The sequence below is a fragment of the Streptomyces sp. NPDC002790 genome (assembly GCF_040295505.1).
Classification (GTDB): domain Bacteria; phylum Actinomycetota; class Actinomycetes; order Streptomycetales; family Streptomycetaceae; genus Streptomyces.
In genome coordinates this window covers 85663-109247 of record NZ_JBEOVM010000012.1, presented here as the reverse complement: position 1 = coordinate 109247, position 23585 = coordinate 85663, and the positions used below count along the sequence as shown (strand labels likewise).

The window sequence follows — 23585 nt, the reverse complement described above, 5'->3', positions numbered from 1 at the left end:
CACCACCGCCACCGCACCCGGAGCAGCCACCACCCGCTCCTCAAACAAATCAACCAACGTCACCGAATCAACAGCAACCGCCGTGTCATTCCACTCGTGCAGAACCCGTTCCCGCTCACCCGCACCGAGCACCTCCACCGCATGCAACCGCACACCCGGAACCGCCGTCACCAGCTCCAGCACCCGCGCCATCCGCTGCGCGATCGCCTCGACCGAAGGTGCGTCGAAGAGGTCCACCGAGCCGTTCAGCGATCCTTCGAACCCGTCCGGGCGTCCCTGGTCGTCGAAGGTCTCGCGGAGGTGGACTTCCAGGTCGAACCGTGCCGCGTTCCCTGATCCGTCGAGCGCCTCGGCGTGGACGCCGGGCAGGTCGAGGGCGGCGCTCTGGAGGTTTCGGAGCGTCAGCATCACCTGGAACAGCGGGTGTCGGGACAGCGAGCGCTCCGGTGCCAGTTCCTCCACCAGCCGCTCGAAGGGCACTTCCTGATGTGCGAACGCGCCCAGGCTCGCCTCCCGCACCCGCCCCAGCACCTCACGGAACTCCGGATCACCGGACAGATCCGTCCGCACCACCAGCGTGTTCACGAAGAACCCGACGAGGTCGTCCAGCGCCTCGTCCGTACGACCGGCAACCGCCGAACCCACCGGAACATCCGTCCCCGCACCAAGACGCGAAAGGGTGACCGCCAACGCCGCCTGAAGGACCATGAACGGGGTCGCGCCCTCGGCGCGCGCGAGGTCGACGACCCGCTGGTGCACCTCCGCCGGCACCCGCAGCGGCACCTGGTGACCGACCTGGCTCGCCACCGCGGGACGCGGCCGGTCCACCGGCAGCGCCAGTTCCTCCGGGGCACCGGCCAACTCTCGGCGCCAGTACGCCACTTGCTGCGACAGAAGGCTGCTCGGGTCGGACTCCTGCCCGAGCAACTCCCGCTGCCACAACGCGTAATCCGCGTACTGCACCGGCAACGCCGCGAACACCGGAGCGTCCCCCCGCAGCCGTGCCGCGTACGCCGTCGACAGGTCCCGGCCCAGCGGGGCATGCGACCAGCCGTCGGTGGCGATGTGATGCACGACCAGGACCAGGGCCCGCTCGTCCGCTCCCAGGTCGAACAGCCATGCTCGGATCGGCAGCTCCGCCGACAGGTCGAAGGCGTAGCTCGCGGTCTGCGCGACGGCCTCGGTCAGGGCTTCGGGCTGTACGTCGGTCACCGTGAGGCGCCAGTCGAGTTCGTCCGGGTCGATGATCTGCTGGCACGGCTCGCCGTCGGTGGAGCGGTAGACGGTGCGCAGCGGTTCGTGGCGCGCGATGACATCCCGCAGTGCCGCCGCCAGTGCCGGGACGTCCAGGGTGCCCGTCAATCGGATGGCCAGGGGAATGTTGTAGGTCGGGCTGGGTCCGGTCAACCGGCCGAGGAACCACAGGCGTTGTTGCGCGAAGGACAGCGGCAGGCACTCCGGGCGTGTACTCGCTCGGAGTGGGAGGCGGGTCCGGTCGCTGCGGGGGCCTTCGACTCGGGCAGCGAGGTCCGCCACCGACGGTGCCTCGAACAGCGTCCTGATCTTGACTTCCGCGCCCAGCCTGGAGCGGATCCTGGACAGCAGCCGGATCGCGAGCAAGGAGTGTCCGCCCAGGTCGAAGAAGCTGTCATGCACTGCGACCCGGTCCAGGCCGAGGACCTCGGCGAAGATCTCGCAGAGCGCGGTCTCGGTCGCGCCCGACGGTTCCCGGTCGTGGTGGACGGCCGTGCCGTCGTCGGGGTCGGGCAGCGCCGTGCGGTCCAGTTTCCCGTTCTCGGTCAACGGCAGCTCGGAGAGAGCCACTTCGACCGCGGGCACCATGTATTCCGGCAGCCGCGCCGCCACGAACTCCCGCAGGTCCCGGGTGCCGGACGCGCCTTCGGCGAGCACGACGTAGGCGACGAGACGGTCGCCGCTCGCGCCGTCCGCGCGGGCGATCACTGCGGCGCGGGAGACGGCGGGGTGCTGGACCAGGACGGCCTCGACCTCGCCGGGTTCGACGCGGTAGCCGCGGATCTTCACCTGGGTGTCGGCGCGGCCTACGAACACCAGGTCGCCGTCGGCGGTCCGCTTGACGAGGTCGCCGGTGCGGTACATCCGTTCGCCGACGCCGTGGGGGCACGCCACGAAGCGTTCCGCCGTCAGCGCGCGGCGTCCCACATAGCCGCGTGCCAGCGCGGCGCCGGCGACGTACAGCTCGCCGACGACCCCGGTCGGTACCGCGGCGAGCGCGTCATCGAGGACGAACAGGCGGGTGTTGGCGATGGGTGTGCCGATCGGGACGACGCCCTCGGCGAGGGCCGCGGGTGACAACTCGGCGGTGGCCACTCCGATGGTGGTCTCCGTCGGCCCGTAGTGGTTGAACACGCGCCGTTCGGCGGCCGCCGCGACCAGGTCACGCGTCCAGGCGGCGGGGGCCGCCTCGCCGCCGAGCACCAGGGAGCGGGCGGGCAGCACGGCGCCCGTGCCCGCGTCCGCGGCCAGCGCCGCCAGGTGTGACGGCACTGCCTTGACGTGGTCGATGCGGTGCTCGCGCAGATACGCGGACACGGCGACCGGGTCGGTCACCGCTTCGGCGTCCAGGACGTGCAGCTGCCCTCCGGTGGCCAGGCTGGCGAAGACCACCGTGTTGCCCAGGTCGGTCACCTGCGGTTGCAGCAGTCCGTATCGTGCACCCTCGCCGGTCCAGTCGAGCCGCTCGGAGACGGAGGCCACGTAGTTGGCCAGCGCTCCGTGGGTGACCGCGACACCCTTCGGTGCGCCCGTCGAGCCCGAGGTGTACATCACGTAGGCGAGGCCGGCGGGTGCCGTCACGACCGGCGCGGCCGGTTCGGGCCCAGTGGGATCCGCAGGGTGCAGTGCCTCGTCGATCGTCGCTACGGGCACCCCCGCCGGTGCCGCGAAGCTCGCGGGATCCGAGTCCTGGTCCACGAGCACCACGCGCGCGCCGCTGTCGTCGACCATGAACGCGAGGCGTTCGGGCGGCAGTTGGGCGTCGAGGGGCAGGTATGCGGCACCGGCCTTCCACACGCCCAGGATCGCCGTGATCATCTGGATGCCGCGGGGCACGCACAGTCCCACGACGGACTCATCGGCGACGCCCAGGGCGCGGAGGTGTCGGGCGAGTCGGTCCGCGGACGCGTCGAGCTCGCGGTAGGTGACCTCGGTGCCGTCGGCCACGAGGGCCGTCGCGTCCGGTGTCGCGGCCACCTGGTCCAGGAACAGGCTGGTGAGGGCGGGTCGCGGCCCGGTCGCCGCGGTGTCGTTCCACTGGTGGATCAGGCGGTGCCGCTCGTGGGCGTCGAGTACCTGGATCGCGTGCAGCGGCGTGTTCGCGGTCTCGGTCACCGTCTCCAGGACCCGTACGAACCAGGCGGCCATCCGGTGCGCCGTCTCGGCGTGGAACAGGTCCTCGGCCAGGGTCACCAGTGCGCGCAGTCCCGCGGGGCGTCCCTGGTCGTCGAAGGTCTCACCGACGGTGAAGTGCAGGTCGTGGCGCGCCGCAGGCGCTGCCGCGGTGTCCACGTCGCTCGTGCCGGCGCTCGCCATGTGGACGCCGGGCAGGTCCAGTTCGGCACGTTCGACGTTCTGCACGGTGAGCATCACTTGGAACAGCGGGTGCCGGCCGAGCGACCGGGTTTCGACGAGTTCCTCGACCAGCCGCTCGAACGGCACGTCCTGATGTGCGAGGGCCCCGAGGCTCGTCTCCCGGACCTGTGCCAGGACCTCCCGGAACTCCGGGTCCCCGGACAGATCGGTGCGGATCACGAGGGTGTTGACGAAGCTTCCCACCAAGTCGTGCAGCGTCGCGTCGGCACGTCCGGCGACCGGGATGCCGATCGGGATGTCGTGGCCGGCGCCGAGCCGGGACAGCAGCACCGCCAACGCGGCCTGCAGGGCCATGAACGAGGTGACGCCCTCGGCGCGGGCGAGATCCACCAACCGCTGGTGGATCTCGGCGCCCACCTGGAACGGCACCCGGTGCCCGCGGCGGCTGGGCACCGCCGGGCGCGGCCGGTCGGTGGGCAGCGTCAGCTCTTGTGGGGCTCCGGCGAGGGTGCGCCGCCAGTACTCGATCTGCGTCGCCAGCAGGCTGTCCGGGTCGGACTCGTCGCCCAGTAGTTCCCGTTGCCACAGCGCGTAGTCGACGTACTGCACCGGCAGCGGGGTCCACGCGGGCGCCTCACCCCGTGCCCGCGCCGTGTACGCCGCCGACACGTCACGTCCGAGTGGCGCCAGCGACCACCCGTCGCTGGCGATGTGGTGCAGGACAAGCACCAGTACGTGTTCGTCCTCGGCGACCCGCAACAGCGAGGCCCGGAACGGCACTTCCTCGGCCAGGTCGAATGCGCGCCGGGTGGCCCGCGTCACCGCCTCGGCGGCACCGGCCGCGTCGACGTGGCGCACCGCCAGGTCCCAGGATTCCAGGTCCTGCATGTCGAGGATGCGCTGGAACGGCTCGCCGTCGGCGGTCGGGTACACGGTGCGCAGTGGTTCGTGGCGCGCGATGACGTCCCGCAGTGCCGCCGCGAGCACGGGGATGTCGAGGCCGCCCGTGAGGCGGATCGCTGCGGTGGTGTTGTAGGTCGGGCTGGGGCCTTCGAGCTGGGCGAGGAACCACAGCCGGCGCTGCGCGAACGACAGCGGCGGCCGTTCGGGGCGGGGCCCGGCCGTCAACTCCAGCCGTACCGGGACCGCGCCGGTCTCGGCGAGGCACTCGGCGATGCCGGCGACCGTGGGCCGTTCGAACAGCGCCGACAGCGGAAGCTCCGCGCCCAGCACGAGGCGGATGCGGGACAGCAGTCGTACGCCGAGCAGGGAGTGCCCGCCGAGTTCGAAGAAGCTGTCGTCAAGACCCACCGTCTCCAGGCCCAGCACCTCGGCGAACGCCCCGCAGAGGAGCTCCTCCTGGGCGGTCGTCGCCGTGCGCCCCGCGCCGGCGCCGCTCGCGTAGTCGGGGGCCGGAAGCGCCTTGCGGTCGAGCTTGCCGTTACCGGTGAGCGGCAGGTCGTGCAGGGGCACCACGGCTGTCGGGACCATGTAGTCCGGCAGTTGTCGCGCCACCAGTTCCCGCAGGGCATCGCCGTCGAGCGGGGCGCCTTCGTCGTCGGGGACGACGTAGGCCACCATCCGTACGTCTCCCGGGGTGTCCTCCCGCGCGACGACCGCGGCCCGCGCCACCGCGGGATGGGTGCGCAGGACCGCTTCCACCTCGCCGGGCTCGATGCGGAACCCGCGGATCTTCATCTGGTCGTCGGCGCGGCCCAGGAATACCAGGTCGCCGTCGGAGATCCACTTGGCCAGGTCGCCGGTGCGGTACATCCGCTCACCGGAACCGAACGGGCAGGCCACGAATCGTTCGCTCGTCAGGCCCGCGCGGCCCACATAGCCGCGTGCCAGGCCGTCCCCGGCGACGTAGAGCTCTCCTGGCACCCCGACCGGCACCGGGGCGAGTCCGTCGTCCAGCACGTACAGGCGCGTGTTGGCGATCGGCCGCCCGATCGGCACCGCGCCCTCGATTCGTCGGCCGGCCCGCACCTCGTGAATCGAGCAGCCGACGACGGTCTCGGTCGGGCCGTACTCGTTCACCACCACCGCGTCCGGCGCCGCTTCCAGCCAGGACGACACCGCCTGCGACGGCAGTGCCTCACCGCCGACCACCCAGCGCCGCGCAGCGCGCGCCAGTTGTTCGGCAGGCAGCAGTTGGGCCAGCATCGGGAGGTGTGCCGGGACCACCTTCACCAGGTCGAACCCGCCGCCGGAGCGCAGCACTTCGGCCAGTCCCTCGACTCCGCCGTCCTCGCTGACCGAGATCGCCGCGCCGGCCACCAGCGGCACCAGCAGGCTCGTCACGGTCAGGTCGAACGCCGGTGACGAGTACAGGACGGCGCCGCCGTCACCCATGTCGTAGGCCTCGGCGGCCCAGTTCACGTAGTTGGCGAGTCCGCCGTGGGTGATCGCGACGCCCTTGGGCCGGCCGGTCGACCCCGACGTGTACATCACGTACGCCAGTTCCGCGGTGCCGGGCGACGCGGGCCCGATGTCGCCGACGACCGCGGTGTCGAGGGCGTCGACGGCGATCACGGGCACGCGCACCACCGGCAGGGCGTCGAGGATGTCCTCGGTGGTCACCATGGCCACGGCCCGGCTGTCGGCCAGCACGAAGCCGACCCGCTCGGCCGGGTTCGCCGGATCGATCGGCAGGTAGGCGGCGCCCACCTTCCACACCGCCAGGACGCCCGCCACCGCGTCGACGCTCCGCGGCAGGCACAATCCCACCACCGCACCGACGCCCACGCCGAGCCCGGCCAGCGCACCCGCCAACTGCCGCGCACGCGCGTCGAGTTCTGCGTAGTCGACCGTGCGGCCGCCGTCGAGGACGGCGGTGGCGGTGGGTGTCCGCTCGACCCGCCGCTCGAAGGACGCGAGGACCGAATCACCCGGCAGATCCGTCGCGGTGTCGTTCCACTCGACGAGAAGGCGGTCGCGTTCCTCGGAGTCGAGCACGTCCACGGCGTGCAGCGGGATGTCCGGGTCGGCGGCCACCGTCTCCAGCACCCGCATGAGCCGCTGCGCGATGCCGGCCACCGTGGGCGCGTCGAACAGGGCGTCGGCTCCGATGACGACGCCCGCGAGGCCGTCGGGGCGGCCGTGCTCGTCGAACACCTCCTCGATCATCACATCGAGGTCGAACCTGGCCACCGACATGTTCGACGGGAGCGGCTCGACGGCCACCCCGGGCAGGTCGAGCACCGCGCCGGCCGTGTTCTGCACGGTCAACATGACCTGGAACAGGGGGTGTCGGGACAGCGATCGCCCGGGGGCCAATTCCTCGACGAGCCGCTCGAAGGGCACGTCCTGATGCGCGAACGCGTCCAGGCTCGTGCGGCGGACCCGGGCCAGCACCTGTCGGAAGTCCGGGTCTCCCGACAGATCCGTACGCATGACCAGGCTGTTCACGAAGAACCCGACGAGATCATTCAGCGCCTCGTCGGTGCGCCCCGCCACCGCCGCACCCATGGGGATGTCGTGTCCGGCGCCCAGCCGGGACAGTGTCACCGCCAGAGCGGCCTGCAGCACCATGAACGCCGTCACGCCCTCGGCGCGCGCGAGGTCGGCGAGCCGTACGTGCGTGGGCGCCGGGACTCGCAGCGGGATCCGGTGGCCCGCCTGGCCCGGCGCCGCCGAACGCGGCCGGTCCACGGGCAGTGCCAGTTCCTCCGGCGCTCCCGCCAGAGTGCGCCGCCAGTAGTCCAGTTGGACGGAGAGGCGGCTGCTCGGGTCGGCACTCTCCCCCAGCAACTCCTGCTGCCACACGGCGTAGTCGGCGTACTGCACCGGCAGCGGCTCCCATGACGGTGCCTCGCCGCGCGCCCGCGCCGCGTACGCCGTCGACAGGTCGCGCCCCAGCGGGCGGTGGGACGAGGCGTCGGTGGCGATGTGGTGGACGACCAGGATCAGTACGTGCTCGTCGGGCGCCGTGCCGAGCAAGGTCGCGCGGATGGGCACTTCAGATGCCAGGTCGAAGGCACAGCCGGCCGCTTCCGCCCTGGCTTCGTCCACGTCCTCGGGCGCCGCCCGGCGCACGTCCAACTCCCAGTGGAGATTCCCCGGTTCGAGGATTCGCTGGTAAGGTTCGCCGGCCACGGTGGGAAAGACGGTGCGCAGCGATTCATGGCGCACCAGCAAATCCCGTAGAGCCGCGCTCAATGCCGCGACATCCAACGGGCCGTGCATTGCCAAGGCAATGACGTTGTTGTAGGTGAGACCCGAATTCTCCAGCTTGGCCAAGAACCAGAGCCGACGCTGCGCGAACGACAACGGGATCATCGATGTCTCTCCCCAGGAGCTCGAATGCGACGCCGTAACACCACCCAGGCGTAACGCACCGCCCCAGCCGGCTCGGCCATTCCAGCCCATGCGGGGAATATGAGCAAGGAGTGTCTGAATAGGGTCGACGACCCGTGTTCAACTGCGCGGATGGCTCAGTTGAACGGCGCGCGCTCCGCCCCATCGGCGAGGGCGGAGCGGTGACCGGCGACCGTCAGCCCTCGTCGGCCCCGACCTTCTTGTTGCAGGCGCTGAAGGCCTTGGCCAGCTTGTCCTTGTCCACGGTGCCCTCGACGGTGACGTCCAGGGTCCCGGGCTTGGGGTCCTTGGCGTTGACGCCTTTGCCGCGCAGGCACTCGGCCTTCTTCAGCGCCAGGTCCTTGTCGGCTTCCGTGATGTCCTCGTTGATGTCGTCGCTGGGGGCGTACTTCGCGCAGGCCGCCCGTGCCGCTTCGGCTTTCGCCTTGGAACCGCCGTCGGGCTTCTCGATATTGCTGTCCTTGTCCCCGCCCTCATCCGGGGCGGGTTCCGGAACGTCGACCCCTTGCTCGGCCATGCACTTGATGAACTTCTGCATGCGGTCGTAATCGGCGTCCCCCGCTGAGGGCGCGGCCTTCTTCGGGGATGAATCGTCGCCGCACGCGGTCAGTCCGAACATGGCGGTGGCCGTCAATACCACCGCGATGAGGTTGAGTTTCTTCATGCTCATCAGCATGGCTGCCACCAGGTTTCGCCCCGGTGACCGTCGGCGTTAACCGAACTCTTACAGCGAGCGCGCAGCCGGAGCAGCACACGGAAAACGGGTGCCTCCGCGCCCATGAGCGGACGCGGAGGCACCCTGACGACCGGCCGGGGGTTGTCGGTCGTCGGTCAGGTGGTGGCGAGGGCCTCCGTGGGAGTGAGGCCGGCGGCGCGGCGGGCGGGGTAGATGCCGGCGACGGCGCCGATCGCGACGGCGGCCAGGGCGCCGCCCGCGATGGCCTGGCCGGGCAGGGTCAGGGGCCAGTCGCGGTAGAGGGCGTAGCCGAGGCAGGCGGCAAGTCCGATGACCACGCCGGCGGCCCCGCCGAATGCCGACAGGCTCACCGACTCGGTGAGGAACTGCATCCGGATCTGGCCGCGGGTCGCGCCCAGCGACCTTCGCAGCCCGATCTCCTGCCGCCGCTCAAGCACCGAGATCACCATGATGTTGGCGATGCCGACGCCTCCGGCCAGCAGCGCGATGGCGCCGAGGCCGAAGAACAGTGCGTTGAAGGTCTCCTCCGCGGCGGCCTGGGCGGTGAGCGCGTCGGAGGGGCGGCTGACCTGAACCTCCTCCGGGTTCTTGGGGTTGATGGTGCGCCCCAGCACGTCGCGCACCGACGACACGGCCGCGTCCGTGGACCGCTCGTACAGGGAGGTGACGTGTCCGTCGAACCCGAGGCGGGCGGCGTAGGGCCAGCCGACCAGGGCCGAGCGGTCGATCTCGGGGGCGAGCGGCAGCTCGTCGAGGATGCCGACGACCAGGAACCACTGGCCGCCGATATACACGTTCGCGTCGGCTCGGTCGATGCCGAGCCGGTCGGCGGCGTCGGAGCCGAGCACCACCGACGGGTACTGGCTGGTGGCGGAGTTGAGGAAGGCGCCGGAGCGCACCGTGCCGCTGAGCGTTTTCAGCAGGTTGGTACGGGTGGCCTGGACGGCGACGCCGCTGGTCTTGGCCGAGGAGATCTTGTCCGTGCGTCGAACGGTCGCGTCCTCCACCAGGCCGATCCCGGACACGCCGGTCACGCCGGGGATGCGGGAGACCATGCCCTCCGCGTCCGTGGGGAGTTTCGCGGTGTCGCCGCTCAGCGTCGTACCGGGTTTGGCGGTGAGCAGGTTGGTGCCCATCTCCTCGATCTCGGCCATCAGTCCGGCCCGGCTGGCGCTGCTGAGGCCGACCAGCGCGACCATGGCGGCCACCCCGATGGCGATGCCCAGCGCGGACAGCACGGCCCGCAGCGGCCGGCCGCGCAGTCCGTCCAGGCCGACCGCGATCAGGTCCCTTCCGCGGAGTCGGGACGTCTCGGGCAGTTCCCTCATGTCAACACCCCTGTATCGGCCTGGACTCGGCCGTCGCGGATCTCCAGGCGCCGCGGCAGCGCGGCCGCGACGTCCAGGTCATGGGTGATCACCACGATCGCGGTGCCATCCCGGTTCAGCTCGCTGAGCAGCTCGAGCACCCCCGCCCCGGATGCCGAGTCGAGGTTTCCGGTCGGCTCGTCGGCGAGCAGCAGCGGCGGGTTCCCCACCACCGCCCGGGCGATCGCGGCCCGTTGCTTCTCGCCGCCCGACATCTGCTGCGGACGATGGTACAGACGGTGGCCGAGACCCACCCGCTCCAGCGCCGCCTTCGCCCGCAGCCGGCGCTCCCGGAGGGAGAGGCCGTGGTAGAGCAGGCCGGTCGCGACGTTGTCCAGGGCGGACAGGTGCGGGGTCAGGAAGAACTGCTGGAAGACGAACCCGATCCAGTGCGCCCGTACCGCCGACAGCCGCCGGTCGGGCAGCGTGGCCACGTCGTGTCCGTGGATGAGGACGCGACCCGAGCTCGGCCGGTCCAGCGTCCCCATCAGGTTCAGCAGCGTCGACTTGCCCGACCCCGAGGGGCCCACGATGGCCACCAGTTCACCGGATCGGATGGTGAGCGATGCCCGGTGCAGAGCCCGCACGTTGCCGCCGTAGACCTTGCTCGCCTCCTCCACGGCGATGACCGCGGCCGGCTCCTGTACGGCCTCGATCCCTGCGGTCATGAGCGCGGCACCTGCACCTTCATGCCCTCGCGGAGGTCGCCCTTCACCTCGACGTTGTTCCCGTCGAAGATGCCGAGCTCGACCCGCACGGAGCGCACCTTCCCCTGCGGGCTCACCACCTTCACCCGGTAGCCGCTGCCGGCGGCCAGCAGCGAGTTGATCGGTACCGCCAGGACGTCCTTGTGCTCGGTACTGGTGAAGCCGACCGTCGCCGGCGCCTTGTCCAGGTCCCCCGCGCTGCTCTGCTTGTCCAGTTCGATGTAGACCGGGATGGTGGCGTCCTGCGTGCCCTGCCCGGTCTGCGACTGGGAGTTGCTGCTACCCGCGGTCGCCACCTTGCCGACCGACACGATGTGTCCTTGGGCGGTCTTCTTTCCGGGCAGTGTCACTCGGACCTTCGCGCCCTTCTTGGCGATGTCCTGATCACTGACCGGTACGTCCACCGTGATCCACCGCCCGGTGCTGCTGGCGGTGAACAGGTTGCCCTTGGCCGGGGCGCCCGGCAGCGCCTTGACCTCGGTCACCCGGATCGCGTCCTTCTGCACCGCCACTTCACCCGGCTTCACGACGCCGTTCTCGGTGACCCCGAGATCCTCCTGCCACTCCTTCACGGCCGACCTTGTGGCCGAGCTGAACTCCTCGTTCACGGCCAGGTAGCTGCCGTAGCCGAGCGCCTGCAGATTGCGTTCGAGTTCCAGCACGTCGCGTCCGTCGGACACCCCGACCTTCAGGTCCCGCCACAGTGGCACCGACCCGTAGATGAGCGGGACGGCACGGCCGTTCGCCTCGAAGACCCGCTCGCCCCGCTTGATCACATCACCGTTCGAGGGAAGCCACGTGAGCCGTCCCGAACTCTCGGCGAGCACTGTGTATCGGCCTCGATAGCCCAACGTCCCGTCGATCTCACTGGTGTTGACCATATTCGTACGGAGCACCGGCTTCGTCGGCAGCGACGACAGCTGCTGCTTGGGCGCACTGTCGTCGTCGCGCCCCACCACATACACCGCGGTTGCGGCGCCCACCGCCAGCACCACGAGCACGCTCAGCGTCTTCCAGGGCACGCGCCGGCGCCCCGTCGGCGGCGGCTCCTCCTCGTACTCCTGGGCCGGCTTCGGTTCCAGCTCCAGCTCTTGTTCCTGTTCCTGTTCGGGAACCCGCGCCTGGGCCGTGGTCTCAGACTCGAACATGATTCAGCCTCCACGTGTGCCGCTCGGCACGGCACGTCGGGCCGAGGGCGAGGACGACGGCCTTCATGGCCACGGGATCGGAAAGTACCTGCATGCCTTAGAGATTGGATTGCGGCAGGTTTCCCGACGGTGAGCGGGAACCTTAACCGCCGCCTTATCCCGCGGCCTTCGCCGACGGCCGTGCTGTTCAACTGTGGCCGCGCCGTAGTTGAACAGCACAGGCTTTCACGCGCTTGGACTCCGCCGGTACGGTCACTGACGCATCGGCCACCCGTGCCGCTTGGGACCGCGACAAGAGGAGGATTCCGTGGCCATGATGGGCGGCCCGCGCATGGGTCTGATGCCGCTCGGCGCAGACAAGTCGATCACCAAACAGAAGATCAAGCCGGGCACGGTGCGACGCATCGTTCCCTATGCCCTGCGATATCGCTGGTCATTGGCGGTAGTCATGCTGACGACCGTCGCCGGTTCGGCCATCACGGCGACGAGCCCGCTGTTGCTGAAGATAATCATCGACGACGGGATTGCGCAGCGCCGGGAAGGCTTCGTGGTGGGCTTCGCCCTGCTCGTCGCCGCCCTGTCGCTGGTGGAAGTGCTGGCCGCTTTCACCCAGACCTGGTTTTCCGGACGGGTCGGCCAGGGCATCATCTGCGACCTGCGCTGCCAGGTGTTCGAGCACGTCCAGCGGCAACCACTGGCCTTCTTCACCCGCACCCAGACGGGAGCCCTGGTCAGCCGGCTCAACACCGACGTGGTCGGCGCACAGCGAGCGATCACGACGCTGCTGTCGCAGACGTTGTCGACCCTGCTGACCCTCGTGCTCGTGCTGATCACGATGTTCTACCTGTCGTGGCAGATCACTCTCGCGGCGCTCGTGATGATCCCGTTCTTCCTGGCTCCAGCCATGCTCGTCGGCCGCCGACTGCAGCGGCTCACCCGCGAGGGCATGCGCCAGAACGCCGACATGGGCTCGCTGATGAACGAGCGGTTCAACGTGTCGGGCGCGATGCTGGCCAAGCTCTACGGCCGCCCCGAGGACGAGTCCGAGGGCTTCACGCAGAAGGCGGTCGAGGTCCGTGACGTCGCGATCAGGACAGCCGTCTGGGGGCGCGTTCTCGTCCTCATCGCCACGTTGATCGCCGGGTTGACCACCGCACTGGTCTACGGCCTCGGCGGCGTGCTGACCATCCACGGCACGCTCCAGATCGGCACCCTCGTCGCCATGGTCGCACTGCTGCTGCGGCTGTACGGACCGATCAACCAGCTGTCCAACATGCAGGTCAACGTCATGATCGCGTTTGTCAGCTTCGACCGCGTCTTCGAGGTGCTGGATCTCAAGCCGCTCGTCGACGAACGCCCCACCGCCCGGCCGCTCCCGCTCGACGAAGGCCTCGCCCCGGACATCGAGTTCGACGAGGTCTCCTTCCGGTACCCGGCCGCCGACGAGGTGTCCCTTACCTCGCTCGAGTCGATCGCGCTGCGCACGCCGGCGCGGGCCGGCGACGCGATGGTCCTGAACGAGGTGAGCTTCCACGCGCCGGCCGGCAAGCTCACCGCGCTGGTGGGCCCCTCTGGCGCCGGCAAGACCACGGTCACCAGCCTGGTCCCCCGGCTGTACGACACCATCTCCGGGACGGTACGCGTCGGCGGTCACGACGTACGCGATCTGACCATGCGGTCCGTGCACGACACGGTCGGCGTCGTCACTCAGGACGCGCACCTGTTCCACGACACGATCCGGGTGAACCTGCTGTACGCCAGGCCGAGCGCCAGTGAGAAGGAGCTCGTCGAGGCCTGCGAGGCGGCCCGGATCTGGGAGACGATCTCGTCACTGCCCGACGGTCTCGACACCGTGGTCGGCGACCGAGGTTACCGCCTCTCCGGTGGTGAGAAGCAGCGCATCAGCCTCGCCCGGCTCCTGCTCAAGTCACCGCCGGTCGTCATCCTCGACGAGGCCACCGCGCACCTGGACTCCGAGTCCGAGGCGGCGATCCAGCGGGCTCTCAACGTTGCCCTCGCGGGCCGCACGTCCCTGGTCATCGCCCACCGGCTGTCGACCATCCTGGAAGCCGACCAGATCCTCGTTCTCGATGGCGGCCGGATCCGCGAACGCGGAACCCACACGGACCTGCTCGCCGCCGGCGGGCTCTACAGCGAGCTCTACCGCACGCAATTCGCGGGTCAGCACTCGAACGGCACACCCAAGAATGTCGCGAACAAGGCGGGCATCTAACCCGGCTCGCCGCCAAGAGAAGAGGTCAGCAAGATGGCGAATCCCTTTGAATCCCCTGACGCAAACTATGTGGTCCTGGTCAACGACGAAAACCAGCACTCGCTGTGGCCCGTCTTCGTGGATGTGCCCGACGGCTGGCAGACCGTATTCGGAGAGGCCGCTCGGGAAGAGTGCCTCGCATACATCGAGAAGTCGTGGACCGATATGCGGCCCAAGAGCTTGATCGAGGCCATGAAGGGGAATTGACCGCGGTCACACCCCAAAGACACGACGCGCTTTTGGAGGACGTGTTGGACACCGTTGAGTCAGGCAGTGGTGCCTGGCGGCCGTACGAGACAAGCGCTGACGAGGCCGGTGCGTCCGCCCTCGTCGATCGGCTCGACGAGCTGGGCGCCGACGGTCTCGCCGAGCTGCTCACCGAGCACAAGGCGCTCATCTTCAGGGGCTTCGGCGTCTCGCCCGAGACCATCGAGCCTGTGCTCTCCCGGCTGGTGCCGGACCGCCTGCCGTACGTGCACGGCAACTCGCCGCGCACCAAAGTGGGCGGCAATCTCTACACCTCGACCGAGTACCCGCAGCAGTACACCATCTCCATGCACAACGAGCTCAGTTACGCCCATCGCTGGCCGACCCGGCTCACCTTCTACTGCGAGAAGGCGGCGGAGTCGGGCGGCGCCACTCCGGTGCTCGACGGGCAGCTCTGGCTCGACTCGCTCGACGCCGAGGTGCGCGACGCGTTCGCAGGCGGCATCCGCTACGTCCAGAACCTGCACGACGGGTTCGGCTTCGGAAAGAGCTGGCAGGACACCTTCGAAACCGACGACCGCGCGGTGGTCGAGGAGTTCCTCAGGCACTCGCGGGCCGATTGGGAGTGGGGCCCGGACGGTCTGCGCGTCACCCAGCTGCGCCCGTCGACCACCAAGCACCCGGTCACCGGCGCCGAGGTCTGGTTCAACCAGGCCGACCAGTGGCATCCGGCAGGACTGGGGGACGAGGCCTCCGCCGAGCTGTACGACATCCTCACGCCCAACGAATTCCCGCAGTACGTGACGTTCGCCGACGGGACCGCGATCCCCGACGCGTACATCGAGCAGATCATCGACCGCGGGCTGCGGAGCGCCGTCGACGTCGACTGGCAGAGCGGCGACGTACTGCTCATCGACAACGTCCTGCTTGCCCATGGCCGACGCCCGTTCGAAGGGACCCGGCGCGTCCTGGTGGCGATGTCGGACACCTGACGGCCGTTCGTCGGACCGGGCGGCAGAGGTCAAGTGGCCTGCCCCCAACACCCTGCTGCCGTAGGGAGATCCGAGAAACGGCGCCGATGGACCGGACGCTCGGCCAAGCCGCGCCGCTTCGAGCTCTACCGGAACCGGTCACCGACCCGGAGCGGACAACCTCTCTCAGCGTTCGCCGACACAACCGACTCGGTGGCATCCTTTACGAGTACCGCCATGTCGCGCTGCGCTCATATTCGATTCCTTGCGCTCTCCGTACTGGTGGGGGTTGCTCCCATGCGCTTCGCGGATGTGGGCGGCCGCTCGTGGCGGTTGCGCGCAGCAGATGGAAGCCGGGCGCGGGGTTGTCGGCCTCAAGGTGGCCGGCATTGCGGGTGCCGATAAACCAACTCGTCACCCCGGTGCTCGACTCGCTCCGCGCATTCTACGGCGCCGCCGTCCCCGGCCCCGCCGTCTACCGGATCACTCGCTGGGGTAGCGAGCCCCTCGCGCTCAGCTCATATTCGTACGTCGCCGTCGGCTCCTCACACGACGACCACGAGGGCCACTACGCGCGCACGAGGGCAGGGCCTCTCGGTAGCTCAGAGGAGGTCTCATCTCGGATTCTGCTGGAGTGTCCAGGTTTTGACGGGCTGCCAGAGTGACGGATGTGGTATCAGTGGCTGGCGTGACGCGAGGATGCCAAGGTGGCGATGAGGAATGCACCTTTGGGGTGGATATCAGCTTCCACGCCTGCCTCATTCACAAAAGCCTGGTATCGCACGGAAATGGGCGGGACCCGTCCGGCCCCTGGCCGAGGGTTCCGCAACGCGGTATGCCAAGGACATGGGCACACGCCGCGCCTACGACAGTGATCTCACCGACGACCGGTGGGCCCTGGTGGAACCGGTGTTGACCGAGTGGCGCACCTAGCGCCGCCAGGCCGGCATCCCCGGCGGACGCCCGCCGAAGTACACCCTGCGAGACCTGCTCGATGCGATCTTGTACGTGGACCGCACCGGCATACCCTGGCGCTACCTGCCCCATGACTTCCCGCCCTGGGAGACCACCTACCACTACTTTGCGTACTGGCGCGACGAAGGCGTCTTCGCCAAACTCAACGGACTGCTGCGGCACCAGCTACGCGAGCAGGCCGGACGGAATTCCGAGCCCAGTGCCGGGGCCCTGGACGCGCAGAGCGTGAAGACCGGACACACCGTCCCGCTGGCCATTCAGGGCACAGATGCCGCGAAGAAGATCGTCAGCAGAAAGCGCAGCATCCTGACCGACACGCTCGGCATGCTGCTGTCCGTCCTGGTCACCACCGCCAGTGTGCAGGACTCCACCGCCGGCATGCCCCTGATCGAGCACACCTCCCGAACTCTGCGGCGACTGCGCAAGATCTGGGCCGACGGCGGCTACCGCCAGCACCTCGTCGAAAGCGCCGCCGCCTCGGCATCGGCCTTGAAATCGTCCAACGCAAGCCTGGGAGCAGGGGATTCGACCCCATTCCCCACCGCTGGCCAGTCGAGCGAACCTTCGGCATGGATCATGCTGCACCGCCGACTCGCCCGCGACTACGAGGCCCTGCCCGCCAGCTCCGGAGCCATGATCTACCTCGCGATGATCGACACCATGGCCCGCCGGGTCACCGGAGAAACCGTCCTAACCTGGAGAAACCCCACCCCTCAGGATGAGACACCCCGTCCGAGATGAAACCTCCTCTGATGCCACAGCGATTCCCGGCCTCCCCGCTGTTTACATCGATGTACATCCGGCTCTAGCCTGGCGCGGATTTCGTCCCCAGGAAGTTCCGCAGGAAGTTCCACTGAAAAGGAGAACGGTGTTGACGCTCTACCTGCTCCACACCTTTAGACGTCTTCGCTCCCACGTGGCACTGCTTGCCCTGATGGCGCTGCTCGGCACGGTGCTCACCGCCCAGGCGGTCGCGTCGCCTCCCACTTCGCCCGCCCCAGCGGCGAAGGCCGACCACTCCGTCACAGCCACAGGTACACCGTTGCGTGACGACACGGGGCTCTACCCGCGCACCGTCCGGCTCGCCCACAGCGGTGCCGCGAACGGCCGCATCCTCGCCGGCGTCACCACCTTCGACGGGAACAACGGCGTCGGCGCCATCCACGAGAGCACCGACAACGGCGCGTCGTTCCACGAGGTCGGCCGGGTCTCGGACCCCGACTCGGCTGCCGGCCAGGGACTCTGCTGCACCACCCTGTTCGAACTCCCGCAGCAGGTTGGCGAGTTGCCCGCCGGCACCCTGCTCTGGGCCTCCGCAGCCGGCCAGGACGAGCAGGACCGTCGAATGGCGCTGCGGATCTGGCGGAGCGACGACGTGGGCCGCACCTGGTCCCACCTGTCGTCGTGCGCCGTCGCCACCGGCACCGGCGGCCTGTGGGAACCGGAGTTCTCCATCGCCGCGGACGGCGCCCTCGTCTGCCACTACGCCGACGAGACGGACTCTGCTCACAGTCAAAAACTGGCGGCCGCGCGAAGTTACGACGGCATCCATTGGCAAGAGCGTCACGACACCGTGGCCAGTGCCCTGCAGACGGACCGGCCCGGCATGCCACTGGTGCGCAAGCTGCCCAACGGCACCTACTTCATGAGTTACGAGATCTGCACCCCCGGCGGCCAGTACCAGTGCGTGGTGCACTACCGCACCTCCGCCGACGGCTGGAACTGGGGGAACGTCACCGACCTCGGCGTCCGCCCCGAGACCGCTGACGGCAAGTACTTCCGCGCCACGCCGACCATCGCCTGGGCACCCGCACCGGACGGCGCGGCGAACGGGCGACTGCTACTGATCGGACAGCGCCTTCTCAACAAGGACGGCAGTGTCGCCGCGGAGAGCGGACGGACGATCCTCGCCAACACGCAGAACGGCAGCGGGCCCTGGTCGGAGATGGAAGCACCGGTCAACGTGTCCGACCCTCAGGTCAACTACTGCGAGAACTACAGCTCCCCGCTGCTGCCCTCGGCGGACGGCCGACAGGTTCTCCAGATCGCCACGGACTTCGACGGCACGGTGTGCAAGCCGTACTTCGCCACCGGCGCCATCACTCCTCGGTGACGGGTGTGACGGGTGTGACGTGAACGACGGGGGCCACGGTCACGACCGCGGCCCCCGTCACAGCGTCACACCGTCACCCCTGCTCTTCGATGGCGGCGGGTCGCGTCTGTGCTGCGCGGATCCGGGCGACATCGAGCTTGGTGGAGCGGTCGAAGCGGTAGACACCGTTCTGTTCCTGGAAGACGTCGGTCAACTGGGTGTAGCAGTAGCCGAACATGTCAGGATCGCGCAGCAGCGCCTCGGTGAGGCCACTGAACCTGGCGTGGAACTCGCCCTCGTCCCGGACCCGTTCGCCGTAACCCCAGGACTGCGTCCGGTCCTCGCCGGACAGCTCGGCCGCCGCCTCGGGATCCCACCAGATGCCGCCGAACTCGCTGACGAAGTACGGTTGCCCCGCGTACGGCAGTGAATAGGCCGCGCCGCTCTCGTGGGCGTTGACGAACGGTTCGCCCTTCGCGAGCCCGGACATCAGTTGCCGGAAGGCCGCCGGGTCCTGCTCATAGTGGTGAGCGTCGTAGATGTCGGTCTCGGCCACCCTGTGGGCGTAGCCGGACGCGTCGATCACCGGCCGGGTGGTGTCCATGGCCTTGGTGGCCAGGAACATCGCCCGCGTGACGTCGTCAAGCTGGGTGATGCGGTCGTGCAGCTTCTGATACGTCTCGTTCAACGGGCACCAGCCGATGATCGAGGGGTGTGAGTAGTCGCGTTCCAGGGCCTCCAGCCACTGGGCGACGTAGGAAGCGTCGGGCTTCTGGTTGTCGCCCGAGGAGCCGCCGGTCTCACAGCCCCAGTCGCCGAACTCGCCCCAGACGAGGTAGCCGAGGCGATCGGCGTGGTGCAGGAAGCGCTCCTCGAAGACCTTCTGGTGCAGCCTGGCCCCGTTGAAGCCGGCGGCCAGGGCCAGTTCGATGTCACGGATCAGTGCCCCATCGGTCGGCGCGGTCATCAGCCCGTCCGGGTACCAGCCCTGGTCGAGAACGAGCCGCTGGAAGACCGGTCGACCGTTGAGCAGGACGGCCTTGCCCCGTAGTCCGACGGCGCGCAGTCCGGCGTAGCTTTCGGCGCTGTCGACCACCTCCCCGCCGGCGTCGAGAAGTTCGAGGCGCAGGCCGTACAGGTGCGGGTCGTCCGGGCCCCACTCGCGGCGCCGATGCTCGGGCACCGGCAGGTGCAGGCGCGGGGCGAGGTCCAGGTCCGCACGTGCCTCGGCCCGGCTCACCTCGCCGTCGCCATCGGTCAGAACGGCGCGCACCCGGTGGCCGGGCCGGTTACCGGACAGCGGTAGTTCGAGGAGGAAGGCAGAACCGGCGAGGTCCGGCGTGATCCGAGGTCTCCGCAGATGCGTCTCCGGCACCGGCTCCAGCCACACGGTCTGCCAGATGCCGGTGACCCGCGTGTAGTTGCAGTCGTGGTTGGCGTACTGGACGGCCTGCTTGCCGCGTGCCTGCGGGCCGGACCTGGGGTCGCGGGCCCGGACGGTGATGACGAGCTCCGCGCCCTCGCGGGTGATGTCGCCGAGGTCGGCGGTGAACGGAGTGAAGCCGCCCCGGTGCCGGGCGACCTCCTCGCCGTTCGCCCAGACAGTGGTGTCGTGGTCGACCGCGCCGAAGTGCAGCAGCACCCGCCGCCCTGCCCACTCCGGCGGGAGGGTGACGGTCCGCCGGTACCAGACGGCGTGGAGGAAGTCCGTGTCACCGATGCCCGAGAGCTCGGACTCGGGCGGGAAGGGAACAAGTATCTCGTCGCGCAGTTCCCGGCCGAGGAGACCTCGTTCCAGGCCGCTGTCCCCCCGGTCGCGCTCGAACTGCCAGGCGCCGTTCAGGTTGAGCCAGTCGCGGCGCGTGAACTGCGGTCGCGGGTACTCCGGGCGCGGTACGGAGTGAGTGGGCACACATGCTCCAGTCGATCGATGGGGTGTCGGTGGGAAGTGGGGTCAGGAACCGCCGAGGCCGGTGGTGGCCACGGAGTTGACGATGCGGCGCTGGAAGAAGAGGAACACCACGATCAGCGGCAGCGCGGCCAGCAGCGCGGACGCCATCCCCGGTACGTACTGGACGCCGTGGGAGTCCCGCACCGTGGCCAGACCGACCGGGAGGGTCATCAGGTCCGAGTCGTTGGTCACGATGAACGGCCACATGAAGTTGTTCCACGCCCCGATGAAGACGAAGATCGCCACGGCGGCCACGATCGGCCGCGACAGGGGCAGGATCACCGACCAGAAGACTCGGAATTCGGAGGCTCCGTCGATGCGGGCCGCCTCCTCCAGCTCCTGGGGGATGCCGTCGAAGAAGCGCTTGAGGATGAACACCATCATGGGGGCGACCACTTGCGGCAGGATGACTGCCGCGTAGGTGTCCACCAGGTCGAAGAGCAGCATCTGCTTGAACAGCGGCACGATGAGCAGTTGCGGCGGGACCATGATGGCGGCCACGGTGACGGCGAGCAGGGCCCGGCGCCCGCGGAACGTGCCGCGCGAGAAGCCGAACGCCGCGAGCGTGGAGACGGCCACCGTGACGAGGGTGACCAGGCCCGCGATGAGGACGCTGTTGAAGGCCCAGACGGGCACGTTCCCGCGTTCCAGGATCTGTTGGTACGCGTCCAGGGTGAAGGCGCCCTTGAACGGGGAGAGTCCGGGCTTGGAGACGTCCTGTTCGCTCTGTACGGACGTGGCGATCGCCCACACGAACGGCAGCAGCCAGACGGCCGCCAGGACGACGAGCGCGGTCCCGGCCAGGGCTCGGGGCAGCCGCCCGTGGCCGAGGAGGAGCGGGGAGCCGGCCGCCTCCCGGGGACGCCGCGACTGGAAGGGCGTTGAGTAAGCGGACACGGTCAGTCCTCCGGGCGGAAGAGGCGGAGCTGCACGAGCGAGACGATGATGATCAGCGCGAAGAAGAGGTAGGAAACGGCCGAGGCGTAGCCCAGCCGGTAGCCGGTGAAGCCGACGTCGTAGACGTATTCGAGGATGGGACGGGTCGAGCTGTTGGGGCCTCCCTTGGTGAGGATGTAGATCTGGTCGAACACCTTGAGCGAGGCGAGGATCTGGAGCATGGCCACGAGTCCCGTGGTCCGGCGGAGCTGCGGCAGGGTGATGGACCACAGCCGTCGCCACGCCCCTGCGCCGTCCAGCGCGGCGGCCTCGTCGAAGGTCGTGGGCAGCGACTGGAGGGCGGCGAGGTAGAGCAGGAAGTTGAAGCCGACCGTCCACCAGACGGTGAGCGCGGCGATCGCCCACATCGCGACGGACTCGTCGGAGAGCCAGCCCACCGGCTCCATGCCGAGCGTGCCCAGGAGCTGGTTGGCGAAGCCCAGGTCCGGCTGGTAGAGCCAGGACCAGATGAGTGTCACCACGGTCACCGGCAGCAGGTAAGGGGCGAAGAACGCCAGCCGCCAGGCCCACTGCCCGGCGATTCCGCTGTGCACCAGCAGCGCCATGGCCAGCGCGACAAGAATCAGCGGCACGCTGGAGACGGCGGTGAAGAAGACCGTGTTGCCGAGGCTGCTCCAGACGTCCGGATCACCGAAGGCCTCGACGTAGTTGTCGAAGCCGACGAAGGCCGTGTCGCGCAGCGTCAGTGAGGAGTCGGTGAAGCTCATCCAGAGTCCCTGGACGATGGGCCACACCAGGAAGAGGACGAACAGCAGGAGGAACGGCAGGACGAAGACCAGGCCCGAGCCGGGGGCGCTCAGGGAGCGCCGCCGTCCGGTGCGGCGGGAGCGGTCGGCGCGGCGGGGCGCCGGTCTGGTCTGCGGACCGGTGCCGGGGGGTGCGGTGGTGGTCATGGGAATGGCTCCTTCGACTCGTCAGGCCACCGGGTTGGGTTGCTTCAGCAACGTGTCCGCCTCGCGGACCATCAGCCGCACCGCCTTCTCGGCGGTGATGTCGCCCAGCAGCGCCGACTGGAGCGGCTGGCACATCCCGACCTGGAAACTGGAGGCGGCCCCCGTGAACCAGTTCGGCGGATCGAGGACCGCCACCTTCCCGGCATCCGCGTACGAGGCCTGCGGCTTCAGGGCGGCGTACGCCGGCTTGGCGAGCACCGGCTGGTACGCCGGGATGTGGCCGGCGCTCGCCCAGGTCAGGCTCTGCTTCACCATCTCGGCGACGTACCGGTGCGCCTCGCGCCGCCGGGCCGGATCGGGTGCCTTCTGGTGCGGGAGGACGAAGCTGTGGCTGTCCGCGTAGACGGCGGGCCGGTCGAAGACCTGGGGGAAGGGCGCGGCGCCGAGCCGGATGTCGGACTCCTTCAGCGTCGGCAGCTCCCACTCGCCGAGCATGGCCATGCCGCCGCGGCCGGAGGTGAACATGGTGAGACCCGCGTAGTAGTCCAGGTTCCTGGGATTGGTCTTGCCGTCGAAGAGCCGCTGCATGAACGACACGACCCGGGTCGCGGCATCGACGTCGATCCGCGGCGGGCCGCCTTCGGGGAGGGTGAAGGCGGCGCCGGTCTGGGCGTAGAGGGCGGCGAACAGGCGCCAGTTCTGCGCGGTGTCGTTGATGTGTCCGAACACGATGCCCGCGTGGCCGGTCGCCTCGGCCAGCGCCTTACCGGCGTCCAGCATGGCCTCCGGCGACCCCATGGGCGCCAGCTCTCCGGAGGAGTCGAGCAGGCCCGCCTTGTCGGCGGCGTCCTTGTCGTAGAAGACGATGAAGGGGTGGACGTCCAGCGGGATCGCGTAGACGGACCCGTCGTGCTGGGTCCGCTTCCACACCGCGGTGGTGAAGTCCGTCTGTGTGACACCGAACTCGGCGAGCAGGTCCAGGTCGAAGGGGTCGAGCAGGCCGCCCGGGGCGTAACCGGCCAGCCGGGACAGGTGCAGCACCGCGACGTCCGAGGACCGGCCGCCGGCGGCCGACATGGCCAGCTTGGTGTAGTAGGACGGCCCCCAGTCCAGGATCGTCCGGTCGACGTCGAAGCCCCGTCCACTTCTGGAAACGGCTTTGATCATGTCGTCCATCAGCAGGCCGTCGCCGCCCTGGAACAGATCCCAGACGCTCAGGGCGGTGGAGCCGGAGGCCGAGGCCGGGGAGGCACATCCGGACAGCGAGCCCGCGCCGAGCAGCGCGCCCGCTCCGGCCATGCCCGCGCCCAGCAGGCGACGGCGGGAGAAACGGCCGGCGGCGGACGCCGGAGGTGGAGCGGTGACAGGGGGTCGCGCAGTCATCATTGACCTTTCGACGGCCGGACACGCGTGTGGGACCCGGCGGCGGACCACTGCCGAGGTGGCCCTCCGGGCCCG

General features: G+C 69.4%; 14 protein-coding genes and 1 pseudogene. 6 read left to right on the top strand and 9 right to left on the bottom strand.

Going from position 1 to position 23585, the window contains the following annotated elements:
• The 5 genes from ABT004_RS09540 to ABT004_RS09520 all read right to left on the bottom strand — a co-directional run.
• On the bottom strand, positions 1 to 7851 hold a 7851-nt coding region (locus ABT004_RS09540), incomplete at its 3' end, for a non-ribosomal peptide synthetase (protein ID WP_351333346.1).
• Positions 7852 to 8065: 214 nt separating this feature from the next.
• The gene (locus tag ABT004_RS09535) at positions 8066 to 8554 is read right to left on the bottom strand and encodes a hypothetical protein (protein WP_351333343.1); all 489 of its coding nucleotides are present in this window, start codon (positions 8552 to 8554) and stop codon (positions 8066 to 8068) included.
• Between the two features lie 167 nt (positions 8555 to 8721).
• Positions 8722 to 9915 (bottom strand): ABC transporter permease, encoded by a 1194-nt coding sequence (locus tag ABT004_RS09530; RefSeq protein ID WP_351333340.1) that lies wholly within the window; start codon positions 9913 to 9915, stop codon positions 8722 to 8724.
• Positions 9912 to 10622 (bottom strand): ABC transporter ATP-binding protein, encoded by a 711-nt coding sequence (locus ABT004_RS09525; RefSeq protein ID WP_351333338.1) that lies wholly within the window; start codon positions 10620 to 10622, stop codon positions 9912 to 9914. Before ABT004_RS09525 ends, ABT004_RS09530 begins: the two co-directional genes overlap by 4 nt.
• Positions 10619 to 11809: a peptidoglycan-binding protein gene (locus ABT004_RS09520; protein ID WP_351333336.1), complete on the bottom strand. Its 1191-nt coding sequence runs from the start codon at positions 11807 to 11809 to the stop codon at positions 10619 to 10621. Before ABT004_RS09520 ends, ABT004_RS09525 begins: the two co-directional genes overlap by 4 nt.
• Positions 11810 to 12122: 313 nt before the next feature.
• On the opposite strand from ABT004_RS09520, the gene ABT004_RS09515 reads away from it, so the two are divergent.
• From ABT004_RS09515 to ABT004_RS09490, 6 genes and pseudogenes are all read left to right on the top strand, one after another.
• Positions 12123 to 14042 carry an ABC transporter ATP-binding protein gene (locus tag ABT004_RS09515; RefSeq protein WP_351333353.1) on the top strand — a complete coding sequence of 640 codons (1920 nt, stop codon included), beginning with the start codon at positions 12123 to 12125 and terminating at the stop codon, positions 14040 to 14042.
• 33 nt (positions 14043 to 14075) lie between these two features.
• Entirely contained in the window at positions 14076 to 14288 is a 213-nt protein-coding gene (locus ABT004_RS09510) for an MbtH family protein (protein WP_351333333.1), read from the top strand.
• Between the two features lie 41 nt (positions 14289 to 14329).
• Entirely contained in the window at positions 14330 to 15280 is a 951-nt protein-coding gene (locus tag ABT004_RS09505; protein WP_451193210.1) for a TauD/TfdA family dioxygenase, read from the top strand.
• Positions 15281 to 15366: 86 nt separating this feature from the next.
• Positions 15367 to 15924, top strand: a complete 558-nt coding sequence (locus ABT004_RS09500; RefSeq protein WP_351333330.1) for an FAD-dependent oxidoreductase — start codon at positions 15367 to 15369, stop codon at positions 15922 to 15924.
• Positions 15925 to 16105: 181 nt separating this feature from the next.
• A pseudogene (locus ABT004_RS09495) lies at positions 16106 to 16975 on the top strand (IS5 family transposase).
• A gap of 175 nt (positions 16976 to 17150) precedes the next feature.
• Positions 17151 to 18347, top strand: coding sequence for an exo-alpha-sialidase (locus ABT004_RS09490; protein WP_351333328.1), 1197 nt, complete (start codon positions 17151 to 17153; stop codon positions 18345 to 18347).
• Positions 18348 to 18420: 73 nt separating this feature from the next.
• On the opposite strand, the gene ABT004_RS09485 is transcribed toward ABT004_RS09490, so the two are convergent.
• Genes ABT004_RS09485 through ABT004_RS09470 form a run of 4 tightly spaced genes read right to left on the bottom strand, consistent with a single transcriptional unit; the run spans position 18421 to position 23510 of the window.
• Positions 18421 to 20238, bottom strand: coding sequence for a glycoside hydrolase family 2 protein (locus tag ABT004_RS09485; RefSeq protein ID WP_351333325.1), 1818 nt, complete (start codon positions 20236 to 20238; stop codon positions 18421 to 18423).
• A 42-nt stretch (positions 20239 to 20280) separates the two neighbouring features.
• On the bottom strand, positions 20281 to 21174 hold the full coding sequence (locus ABT004_RS09480; RefSeq protein ID WP_351333322.1) for a carbohydrate ABC transporter permease: 894 nt from the start codon (positions 21172 to 21174) through the stop codon (positions 20281 to 20283).
• 2 nt (positions 21175 to 21176) lie between these two features.
• A complete protein-coding gene (locus ABT004_RS09475) occupies positions 21177 to 22127 on the bottom strand; it encodes a carbohydrate ABC transporter permease (protein WP_351333320.1) in 951 nt (316 codons plus the stop codon).
• Positions 22128 to 22148: 21 nt separating this feature from the next.
• The gene (locus ABT004_RS09470) at positions 22149 to 23510 is read right to left on the bottom strand and encodes an extracellular solute-binding protein (RefSeq protein ID WP_351333317.1); all 1362 of its coding nucleotides are present in this window, start codon (positions 23508 to 23510) and stop codon (positions 22149 to 22151) included.
• Between the last annotated feature and the right edge of the window lie 75 nt (positions 23511 to 23585).